The organism is Ruminococcus sp. (genome assembly GCF_019423705.1).
In the GTDB taxonomy this organism is placed as follows: domain Bacteria; phylum Bacillota; class Clostridia; order Oscillospirales; family Ruminococcaceae; genus Hominimerdicola.
Genome location: NZ_JAHZAX010000012.1, coordinates 54,281 through 66,421, shown reverse-complemented (window position 1 = coordinate 66,421; position 12,141 = coordinate 54,281). Strand labels below are relative to the sequence as shown.

Sequence of the window (12,141 nt, the reverse complement as noted above, 5' to 3'; positions counted from 1 at the left end):
CAATAGTGGCACAGTCACAAACTGTTATAACACAGGAACTGTTACCGCTACCGGCCAAGTAGCTTCTGTAGGTGGTGTGTGTGGTTGTAGTACTGCACCAATTTCAAACTGTTATAACATAGGAACTGTTACTGCTACTAGCTCAAGTACTGATATAAGCGATATATGTGGATACAATTTTGGCCCAGTCACAAATTGCTATTACCTCGCAGACACAGAAGATGAAGATGGCGGCAAAACCGCCGCACAATTTGCAAGCGGTGAAGTTGCGTATCTCCTGTCACAGGGCTGTACAGTAGGTGAAGGTGAAGATGCCGTAACTTACAGTGGCTCTGTATGGGGTCAGAATTTGGCAACAGAAAATTATCCCATAATCAGCGGAGATAGGGTCTACGTAGTCCGTAAATATAGCAACTGCGATAAATCTGATACCCCTGTCGAGGCATATAGTAACTCACAAGATGATATCGTTGCGAAGCATAATTACATAAACGGCTTCTGTAAGGGCTGTAAAGGTTATGAGCCTGCTAAGCTGACAACGGATAAGTACGACGTTGACGGCGACGGAATAAATGACAGCGCATATGAGATATCAAATGCAGGTCAGCTTTATTGGTTTGCGGATTTCGTTAATCAAGGATATAAGACCAGAAATGCTATTTTGACAGCAGATATAGTTGTAAACATGGGCGTTCTTGATAATGATGGCAACCTTGTATCTGAAACAGGCTCATTCAGAAAATGGACGCCAATAGGCGGTAATACCCTAGAAAGTGATGAGGATCCAGAAGGCATAGTCAACAACTATTTTGGCACTTTCAATGGTATGAAACACACTATCAGCGGACTTTATTGCGTTGGTGATTCCGAGAAAGTCGGACTTTTTGGCGGCATTGATTCAGGTAAAGTTATCGATGTTGGTGTTATTGATTCGTATTTCAAAGGAAACGGGTACGCAGGTGCTATTACAGCTTTTGCAGATCGGCCAATTATAAGCGGCTGTTTCAGTAAAAGTACGGTAATTGGTTCAAGCGGTGTAGGCGGTATTTGCGGATATGTGTCTGATTATTATATCAAAGGCAGCATCTCTGATTGTTATAATGCTGGTGTCGTAAGTGGGGATTCATCTGTCGGCGGTATCTGTGGCGATTCAGTAACTAATATATACGCAAGTTACAATACAGGAAAAGTCAGCGGAACTAAGAATATCGGCGGTATTATCGGAAATTCTGACAGCAGTATCGTCAAAGACTGTTACAATTCCGGCGATATAACTGCTAGTAAAAGCAATGTTGGCGGTATTGCAGGCTGGACTAGATCAAGCATAGAGACCTGCTACAATACAGGCTCTGTAAGCGGTAAAGGGTATGTAGGCGGCATAGCTGGTAATGCTGACAAGTTAAATAGAAATGACATTGTTGTAAATAACTGCTACAACAGCGGTTGTGTCAAAGCTTTTGGCACCGAACCTCAAGTAGATTGTGTGGGCGGCATTACTGGCACAAACGATGCTGTTGTAAAAAGCTGTTATAATATCGGCAATGTGAGCGGTGGTATTTATGATGACGACAATGTTTATTTACTCCATGTTAGCTTCATAAGTGGATATGGCATGGGGGATATTGATAATTGTTACTATCTTGAGGGTTGTGCAGAAAATGGCGACAAATTTAATGATCTCGATGGCGCAAGTAAGACCGACGAAGAGTTCACAAGCGGCGAAGTCGCATATTACCTCAATTTCTACGGCGATAAAGCAGACCTTTGGAAGCAGACGCTTGACGAGCAGGATCGCCCGAACTTCACAGGCAAAACTGTTTATGCGACTAAAGAATATAGCGGCTGCAAGGACGCACCGGGCGAGTTCACATTGTCATTCAATAACGAGGGTGAGCAGACCATTTACGCCGATCATACAGACAGCAATAATGACGGCTCGTGCGACTATTGCAAAAAGCTTATTGAAAAACTTGCAGGCGCAACAGTCAGCCTTGACAGCGCTATCGGATTGAACTTCTTTATGGAACTTTCTGATGTTATCGCTTCAAGTGATGAGACCTATATGCTCTTCACTCTCAAGGACGGCGAGACAAGAAAGGTCAGCATTTCAGATGCGCTAAGAAAAACGAACGAGGGCAAAACATACTATGTATTCACTTGCGAGCTTGCGGCAAAGGAAATGTCCGATATCGTAATGGCTCAGCTGTTTTTCGGCGAAAAGGCAGGCGAGGAATACACTTATTCTGTAAAGGAATATGCTGAAAGTATCATCGCAAATAAGAAAGGCGATTACAACGATGAAAGCATAGCCCTTGCAAAGGCAATGCTCAATTACGGCGCAAATTCGCAGACGTATTTTGAGTACAAGACTGATGATCTTGCGAACAGCGATCTTAGCGATGATGATAAGGCGCTGTCTACAACGACGAACAGTATTGCTGATCACAAGTTCACGATCAGCTCAAACAAGAAAGTTTGCACATTTGTGTCGGCTTATCTTTCACTTGAATCCAAAACGAAGGTGAATGTTTATGTTGACCTCGCAGACGGCGTTAATGTTGACAATGTTACGTTCAGAGTTAAAGGCGATGAAGTAAAGCCGACTATGAAGAACGGCCATTATCTGCTGACAGTTGACGGAATTGAATTTCCTAACCTTGGTGATAAATTCACGTTTGAGGTCAAGTATAACAACGAAAAAGCAACACTTGAATATGGCGCACTTTCATTCTGCTATACTGTACTTGGAAGCAGCAAACATTCACAGAATATAAAAGATGTATCTGCGGCACTTGGAGACGTGTATTCTGCTGCCGTTAAGTATGTTGAAAAGAAAATGGCTAGTTAAGGAGATAGGTCTATGAAAGCAAAGTACATTGAACCCGATATTGAAATAGTGAAGTTTATATCGCAGGATATTATTACGGAAAGTGGTAATGGTGAAAATAACACGGAAAATACTGAAATTGAGAATCACAGCGATGAAATTAGCAGAGAGGACACTATTTGGTGATAATAACCACAAAATCAAAGGCGGAGGGCAAATGCTCTTCGCCTTTTTCGTTGACAAAGGTGGGATTTCAAGATATAATCAATATTGATGTGATGCAACATATGCAAAAGGAAGGACAGAAAAATGTACAAAATTATGATAATCGAGGATGACAGCGGTCTGTCGGCGGCAATAAAACAGCAGCTTGAGGTGTGGGGATATGAAGCCGTTTGCGTGAAGAATTTCCAGCGTGTGACGGAAGAGTTCATCGAGTGCGACCCACATTTGGTGCTGGTGGATATTATGCTGCCGTTTTTCAATGGCTACCATTGGTGCAGTGAGATACGCAGGATATCAAACGTGCCCGTCATATTTATCTCCTCGGCGTCGGACAATATGAACATCGTTATGGCGATGAATATGGGCGGCGATGATTTTATCCCAAAGCCTATCGACCTTGGCGTTATGACGGCGAAAATAGGCGCCGTGCTGAGACGTGTTTACGATATGTCGGGTAAGATACCCGTGCTGGAGCACAAGGGTGCTGTGCTCAACCTCAATGATATGTCCCTTGTTTACAACGGGCAGAGCTTGCAACTGACAAAAAATGACTTCAAGATATTGCAGACCCTTATGGAAAACAAAGGCAAGGTCGTAAGCCGTGAGACCCTTATGACAAAGCTTTGGCAGATAGATTGCTATGTTGAGGAAAACACGCTGACAGTCAATGTCACAAGGCTGAGAAAAAAGCTTGAAAGCATTGGTCTCAGCGGCTTTATCACCACAAAGGTCGGCGTGGGATATATTTTGGAGTAGGGTATATGATGAAAAATACGAATGAAAACAGCGCATACGATAGAAATAAGCGATCGGCAGCAGGTCTTGTAAAGGGGTATCTTGCACAATATCGCAGCTTTGCTATAATGCTCATAGTTTTTGCGGCGGTGTTCGGGGCGGTGCTTTATCTTTACAATGAAAACACCGAGGCTGTGCTTTACGCTTTCGGCATTTGCGCAGCCATCGGCGCAGTTGTGCTTGCCATAGGCTTTGTGAACTTTGCGCTAAAATACCGCAAGCTTGCGCAGATATACGATAATATCAGCATTACGGCGGAGGATTTTCCTGAGGCGAAAAGCCCTGTTGAGGCAGAGTATATTGCGATGATAGAAAAGCTCTGTGCCATAAATCGTGACAGTATTACCGCCTATCAGACTGAGCGCAGCGAGGCCTTGGACTATTACACCACTTGGGTACATCAGATAAAAACGCCTATTTCTGTTATGCAGATGATACTTCAGCGTGAGGACACTGACGAGCACAGAGAGCTTTCGGCGGAGCTTTTCAGAGTTGAGCAGTATGCGGAAATGGCGTTGAGCTATGTGCGCCTTGACAGCGATTCGAGAGACCTTGTGATAAAAGATCTTGACCTTGACAGCGTTATAAGAAAGTCCATAAGGCGGTATGCGGCACAGTTTATCCGCCGCAAGCTTGTGCTAAAATACAGCGGCACGGAGGTGAAAGTGCTGTCGGACGAAAAGTGGCTTGCATTCATCATCGAGCAGCTGCTTTCAAATGCGGTGAAATATACAGAAAGCGGCAGCGTTGAGATATCCGTCAGCGGCGAGGTGCTGGCGATAAAAGACACAGGCATAGGCATTGCAAGCGAGGATATCCCGAGGATATTTGAAAAGGGCTTCACAGGATATAACGGCAGAGAAAATTCAAAGTCCACAGGGTTGGGGCTTTATCTATGCAAAAAGTCGGCGCAAATGCTGGGGCATAAAATATGGGCGCAGTCGGAAACAGGGCAGGGAAGCACCTTCTTTGTCGATCTGCATAGGGATAAGTTGGAGGTGGAGTGATATTTCACGACCTTACAAAAATGTCACATAGAAGCCCAAAATGTCACACGATGAGATTTCGGACAGCCTTGTTTTATGTTAGAATATAGTTACAGCAGAAGAGAGGAGACATTCATATGACTATATTAGAGGTAAAAAGCCTTGAGAAAATTTATACATCAAGGCTGGGAACAAACAAGGTAATGGCGCTCACGAACGTTAATTTTTCCGTTGAACAGGGGGAATACGTTGCGATAATGGGCGAATCGGGTTCGGGCAAGACAACGCTGCTCAATATCCTTGCGGCACTTGATAAGCCCACAAACGGCGAGGTCAAGCTCCAGGGCACGGAAATGTCAAAGATAAAGGACAGAGAGCTTTCATCGTTCAGACGAAACAATCTCGGCTTCGTTTTTCAGGACTTTAACCTGCTTGATAATTTTACCCTTGAAGATAATATCTATCTGCCAATGGTGCTTTCCGGCGCAAGCTATAACGAAATGCACGAAAGGCTGGTGCCTATCGCAAAGCTGCTCGGTATCACGGAGCTGCTGAAAAAGTATCCATATGAGGTCAGCGGCGGACAGAAACAGCGTGCCGCTGTTGCAAGAGCGCTTATTATGAAGCCAAAGCTTATCCTTGCGGACGAACCAACAGGCGCTCTCGATTCAAAGTCCACCGACAGCCTGCTGAAAGTTTTTTCGGATATCAACAAGAGCGGTCAGACAATTCTTATGGTGACACATTCCACAAAGGCCGCAAGCCACGCAGGCAGAGTGCTTTTCATCAAGGACGGCGAAGTTTTCCACCAGATATACCGTGGACAGCGCACCAACGAGCAGATGTATCAGAAAATCTCCGATACCCTGACCCTGCTTGCAACAGGCGGTGAGAGCGATGAATAACAAGCTTTATCTAAGACTTGCCGCAGGAAATATCCGCAAGAACGCAAAAAGCTATGTGCCGTTTATAATCACAAGCGTTATCACGGCGGCAATGTTTTTCATCATCAATTCTCTTGCCAATAACAGCGACCTTTCAAACGTCAAGGGCTCGACCTCGGTCATTGAGGCTATGAGCCTTGGCACATACGTCACCGCAATATTCGCAGCGATCTTTCTTTTCTATACGAACAGCTTTCTTATGAAAAGACGTAAAAAAGAGATCGGACTTTGGAATATCCTCGGTATGGAGAAAAAGCATATCGCAAAGGTGATATTCCTTGAAACGCTGTATGTTTACGGCATAACGATGGCAGGGGGAATGCTTTTCGGTCTGCTGCTCAACAAGCTTATGTTCCTTATGGTGACGAAAATGGTGGGCGCAACAGATGTGCCGCAGTTCCATTTTCAAGCAAGTGCTTTCGCAAATACACTACTGCTTTTCGGAGCAATATTCCTTTTCATCTTTCTTGAATCGCTGAGACAGGTGACTTTCTCAAAGCCTATCGAGCTTCTGCGAGGCGGTTCAGTTGGCGAAAAAGAGCCAAAGGCAAAATGGGTGCTTGCGCTCCTCGGCGCTTGTTGCCTTGGCGCAGGCTATTATATGGCTGTGACCATAAAGAACCCTGTCGAGGCGCTCACAATGTTTTTCATTGCGGTGATACTTGTTATCGTGGGAACATATCTTATCTTCATCGCAGGCAGCATTGCCCTTTTGAAGCTTCTGAAAAAGAACAAGAGATATTATTACAAGACAAAGCATTTCATCAGCATTTCGGGAATGATGTACCGAATGAAGCAGAATGCCGTCGGTCTTGGCAACATTTGTATACTTTCCACAATGGTGCTCGTTATGATATCCTCAACAAGCGCACTTGTTATGGGCGTCGGCGATATCGTGAACCAGCGCTGCCCATATGATTTTCAGGCTTATGCCTGCAACAGTGAGGCTCAGGAGCCATCTGACTTTGACGGCATTACAGAAAAGCTTGAAAACTGCATAAAAGAAAATGACCCTACTGCGGAGAACATAGACACATACAATTACCTCTCAGTTGCGGCATTAAAAGACGACAATAACGGATTGATATTTGGCTTTAATTCCACGCTGGCAGCCGAATCACCGGAGATATTCCAGCTTTATTTTATGACCCTTGAGGATTACAACAAGATCACAAACAGTGAGCTTACTCTCGAAAAGGGACAGATATATTTGTACGGTGACGACAAGGCTTTTGACAAGACAGTTGAGCTCAACGGCGAAAATTATGCTGTCAAGGGCAGGCTGAAAGACGGTTCAAAGCTTATCCTCAGCGAGGACGACGGCACGGACTATATAATCCTTTCCGACAGCGACGCTTTTTACAATATCGACAAGCAGAATAGAGAAGCCTATCCCGAAGCATATTCCCTAATAACCAGATTTGTGGGTTATGATACAAAGCTTGACGTCGATAAGCAGCAGGCGGTGGCTGAAAAGCTTTCTGACGTTATCGCAAATGATGATTTCAGCGGCTATGTTCAGTGCCGTGCAACGCTCAATGACGAACTCAGCTCAGATTTCGGCGGACTGTTCTTCCTTGGCATTTTCCTTGGAATACTCTTCACAATGGCGGCGATACTCATAATCTACTATAAGCAGATATCAGAGGGCTATGACGACAAGCAGCGCTTTGACATTATGCAGAAGGTTGGAATGACCCACAGCGAGGTCAAGAGCACTATCCATTCTCAGATCTTGACGGTGTTCTTCCTGCCCCTTATCACAGCAGGTCTGCACGTTGTATTCGCCCTGCCGATGATAACGAATATCCTTAAGCTTATGGGACTTCTCAACCAGCAGCTTTATCTCAAATGCACCATTGTAAGCTTCCTAGCGTTTGCGGCGGTCTACGCTATCGTCTACGGTCTTACCGCAAAGGTCTATTACAAGATCGTGAAGAGATAACGCTATGGCAAATGAAACAAATGAGAATATGTCCGACGATATTAAGCTTAGGCAAAAGCGCCGCAGAAAAAAGCTTTCCTCAGCGGTAATGGGGGTCAGCGGCGTTGTTACGGCGGTGCTTGCTATCCCCGTGATAGTCTTTGCAATACCCCTCTATGTTGTGATAAAGTCGGCGGACAAACTGATAAAATTTATCGAAAGGCCATAAAGTTGTTTTAATTTATAGGCGGCGCATATCATCAAAAGTGGTATGCGCCGCCTGTATTTTTTTATCTTGATCTGGTTATTACAAGTTTACGAAATTGATAAACGGCTGTTCAGGCGCTTAAAAACATTGTCGCATTTTGCCGCCTGTTTAGGCGCTTTTTTGAGGACGAACAGCATTTATTAATTTGTTTTACTAAAACGTTTAATCTGAATATAAAATGTAAACGATTTTAACAAATGCAATTCTTAACAATAACAGACAAAAATAATAAAAAATGAGGGTTGCTTATAGCATAATGCACTAAGAATACATATCTGAGTTTGTTAAAAACATTGATTTTTTAAAATTTGCAAACTTAAACGTTTTAGAAGATTGACATTAATTTAAGTTTGTGATAAAGTAAATCTGCAATAAAATAGTAGGCTAATTTAAGTAGAAATTAGCTAATATGATGAAGAGGAGTATGGTTATGACAGGAGTAATGAGAAGATTTTCTGCGGCGCTGGCGGCTGCGGCAATGGCTGTAAGCATTGTGCCTTTCGCAGATATCAACGCATATGCGGAATATGCGGCAGCCCATCCGGAGGGCTTTGTTTATGCCGACGGCTCAAAGTTTATGTGCAACGGAAGCCCATATTATTACGGCGGCACAAACTGCTATTATTTGACCTATAAGTCAAAGAGCGAGGTCAAGAACGTTTTCGACGACGCTTCCGATATGGGTCTTAAGGTAATAAGAATTTGGGGCAACCTTGACGTTGGTAAGAAAACGGGCAAGACCGATTCACAGTCGGGTCACGAGGTTTTCGAGGGCAATAACGACGGCACAGGTGAAAAGGACGGCGTTTACTTCCAGTATTGGGACGATGAAGCAGGCAAGCCTGTTGTGAACGAGGGCGAGGACGGTCTCAGACACCTTGATTACGTCATCAAGCAGGCGGAAGACCACAATATGAAGCTCGTTATAACTTTCACAAATTACTGGGAAGCATTCGGCGGAATGGGTCAGTATGTAAAGTGGTATCAGATGTCACAGGGCAAGAGCGTTGGCAGCAGCAAAGTTGACGAAAAGGACACCTGCGATTTCTACACCAACGAGACTATCAAGGGCTGGTATAAGGACTATATCAAGACCCTGCTCAATCATACGAATTACTACACAGGCGAAAAGCTTATGGACTCAGAAGCCGTTTTCTCTTGGGAGCTTTCAAACGAGCCAAGATGTACTGTCGACGAGTTCTGCAAGGACGATATCCTTTACAACTGGGCAAAGGAAATGTCAGCATATGTAAAGTCTATCGACCCATATCATATGGTGTCTGTCGGCGATGAGGGCTTCTATAATCTTGGCTATCAAGAAGCTGCAAAGCAGAATTTGCCTTCAGCAGCATATTCGGGCTATTATGGCGTTGACTTCAACAAGCTTATGACTATCGACACAGTCGACTTTGGTACACCGCATATGTACGTTGACCAATGGGGCTTCGACCTCGGCGACGACGACCTAGAGTGGATAAAGCGCCACGCACAGACCACAGCTTCCGCCGATAAGCCTGTTATCTTTGAAGAGTTCGGCCTTACCGACAAGACAAAGCGTGACGCCGCTTATTCAGATTGGCTCGATATCGTGACAGGCGATTATTACGACGGTATCGAATATCAGGGCTTCAATTACTGGATGATAGCTTCCTATCTCGATGACGGAACGCTTTATCAGGACTATGACGGCTACACAGTTTATGGCCCTGAGAACATTGAAAAGACAGACAGCACAAGAACTCTTATGATGAACGCTGCTGCCAAAATGGAAAAGAAGAATATTGTCAACACTACTGACAGATCTACATACAGCTTTGACAGAAGCAAGTCTGAGGACGTTGTTATAAACGTTTCGATGAAAGAGGGCAGCATAAGCGGCGTTGAAGTCGGCGGCACAAAGCTTTCATCAAGCGATTACACCATAAGCGGAAATACTGTAACTATCAAGGCTTCCTACCTCAAAAAGCAGGAGCTTGCAAAGTATTCCTGCAAGATACTCACAACGGGCGGCAATCAGCCTAAGTTCAATCTTACAGTCAGCGACAGCTCTATCCCGAAGCCTGTTATCTCCCCTGAGATAATCTCAGTTGACGTAAATCCTAAGAAGTGCAGCGATGTTGATATCACTATCGACCGCAAGACAAGCGAGTTCAGAGGCATTATCTGCGACGGCAAGGCACTTTCAGAGGGCACAGATTACACAGTTTCGGGCGATACAGTAACCCTCAAGAGCGCATATCTCAAGACCCTTTCAGCAGGCACAGCGACTCTCACATTCGATTTCTATGAGGGCGAGGACAGAGAGCTTACAATAAATGTTTCCGATACCACAGGCCTTGACGAGCTTGACACATTTGAGAACTATTCGGACGATAAGGCACTTTGGTCGGCATATTCAAGAAACACAAGCGGCAACGAAGTTTCACTTTCACTCGTTACAAAGAACGGCTCAAAGGCGCTTGCTTTCGGATATGATATCGGCTCGCCGAACGGCTACTGCGGATTAAATCACCCGATCGCAGTTAGAAACGCTTCCCAATTCGCAGGCGTAGAGCTTTGGGTAGAGGGCGACGGCACAGGCAACAGCCTTACAGTTCAGCTTAGAGACGCAAACGACAATTACTTTGAAGCACAGATCGCACTTGACTTTACAGGTGGAAAGACTATCAAGATACCATTCTCAGACTTCAAGGCACCAAGCTGGCAGTCGGGCGGAACGCTTGATACATCAAAGCTTGATCAGTTCTCATTCTATATGGGTGGCGATTCCTCGACAACAGGAACAGTTTATATCGACGATGTTGTTTTCTATGAGGACGGACAGACTGAGAAGCCACATCTTTCCACAAAGTCTGGCACATTTGACGCTGACGCTCCAAGCGGCGTGAGAACAGACCTTGTGCTTTATGGCAAGAGCGTTGATTCTATCACAGTAAACGGCAAGAAGCTCGCTGGCGGTTCTGATTATTCCACAAACGGCAGTCAGATTATGCTCAATGAAAGCTGGCTCAAGGCCCTTGCAAACGGCAATTACACGCTTACATACACATTCTCAGACGGCAGCACAGATACTTTTGCGCTCACAGTCAAGAACGTTAAGTCATCGCACACCCACAGCTACACTCTCACATCAACAAAGACTGCGACTTGCGAAGCTGACGGCGAAAGAGTATACACTTGCTCCTGCGGCGAGAAGTACACAGAGACTATCCCTGCAACAGGCCACAGCGAAAGCGCTTGGATAATCGGCAAGGCAGCCACAGCAACAGAAAACGGCTCAAAGCATACAGAGTGTACAACTTGCGGCAAGGTCCTCAAGACAGAAGTTATCCCTGCAACAGGCGAAGTGAGCGACAAGAAGGAAACTGTTATCTTCACAGGCTCGGCAAAGACATCTGGCTGGGGTCAGGCTATCACACTTTCCACAACAAAGGAAGGCGGCAGCTTTGACAGCTCCGTTATCGAAAAGGACGGCTATTTTGAAGTTCAGTTCAAGGGCGGCTCAGACAAGGCTGAGGTCATTCTTCAGAGCTGGTCAGGCGGCGCAGGCTGGGCAAGAGTTTCCCCGACAGAGGTAACGGAAAAGGACGGCGTTGTATACGCAGAATACAGCTATGACGACGTTGCGGCAGCATTCGGTACAACAGATTTCTCAAAGATCGACCGCTTCCACGTTGGCGCAGCTAACGGCGACATCGAAGTTCTCAGCGTTAAATACATCGTTGAAAAGTCGACAGAGCCGGTAGATCCGGTAGACCCTGTTGACCCGGTCGATCCAGACCAGCCGGAGCAGGATCCGTTCGTATCTATATTCTGGGGTGCAAAGTCCTGCGGTTCTTGGGGTCAGGCGGTTTCAGTTATGACTTCAAGAAATTACGGCAGCTTTGACGTTTCAAATCTCTCAACAAAGGGCTATTTCTATGTTGAGTATTCGGGCGCAGAGAACGAGCTTGAGCTTATCCTCCAGAGCTGGTCAGGTGGCGAGAGCTGGGCAAGAGTTCAGCCAAGCGAAACAGGCAGCGCAAACGGCCATTACTATGCAAAGTTCACCTATGCAGACTGCATAAAGGCATTGGGCGCAGGTCTTGACAAGCTCGACCAGCTCCACGCAGCAGCAAGAAACGGCAGCATTACAGTTTACTCGGTATGCTATTGCACACCTTCTAAATAAT

General features: G+C 45.3%; 7 protein-coding genes and 1 pseudogene. All 8 read left to right on the top strand.

What is annotated here, in order from left to right:
* Positions 1-2,848 (top strand): annotated as a pseudogene (locus QZ371_RS10330) (hypothetical protein); the annotation flags it as partial.
* 12 nt (positions 2,849-2,860) lie between these two features.
* Positions 2,861-3,013 carry a hypothetical protein gene (locus QZ371_RS10325; RefSeq protein ID WP_295212254.1) on the top strand — a complete coding sequence of 51 codons (153 nt, stop codon included), beginning with the start codon at positions 2,861-2,863 and terminating at the stop codon, positions 3,011-3,013.
* A gap of 123 nt (positions 3,014-3,136) precedes the next feature.
* On the top strand, positions 3,137-3,808 hold the full coding sequence (locus QZ371_RS10320) for a response regulator transcription factor (RefSeq protein WP_295212249.1): 672 nt from the start codon (positions 3,137-3,139) through the stop codon (positions 3,806-3,808).
* A gap of 5 nt (positions 3,809-3,813) precedes the next feature.
* Positions 3,814-4,854: a sensor histidine kinase gene (locus QZ371_RS10315; protein ID WP_295212245.1), complete on the top strand. Its 1,041-nt coding sequence runs from the start codon at positions 3,814-3,816 to the stop codon at positions 4,852-4,854.
* A 116-nt stretch (positions 4,855-4,970) separates the two neighbouring features.
* Complete coding sequence (locus QZ371_RS10310) at positions 4,971-5,738, top strand: ABC transporter ATP-binding protein (RefSeq protein ID WP_295212237.1); 768 nt, start codon at positions 4,971-4,973, stop codon at positions 5,736-5,738.
* Positions 5,731-7,722 carry an ABC transporter permease gene (locus tag QZ371_RS10305; RefSeq protein WP_295212227.1) on the top strand — a complete coding sequence of 664 codons (1,992 nt, stop codon included), beginning with the start codon at positions 5,731-5,733 and terminating at the stop codon, positions 7,720-7,722. Before QZ371_RS10310 ends, QZ371_RS10305 begins: the two co-directional genes overlap by 8 nt.
* Before the next feature lie 4 nt (positions 7,723-7,726).
* Positions 7,727-7,930 carry a hypothetical protein gene (locus QZ371_RS10300; protein WP_295212216.1) on the top strand — a complete coding sequence of 68 codons (204 nt, stop codon included), beginning with the start codon at positions 7,727-7,729 and terminating at the stop codon, positions 7,928-7,930.
* Between the two features lie 469 nt (positions 7,931-8,399).
* Positions 8,400-12,140: a X2-like carbohydrate binding domain-containing protein gene (locus QZ371_RS10295; protein ID WP_295212210.1), complete on the top strand. Its 3,741-nt coding sequence runs from the start codon at positions 8,400-8,402 to the stop codon at positions 12,138-12,140.
* The last annotated feature ends 1 nt before the right edge of the window (position 12,141 follow it).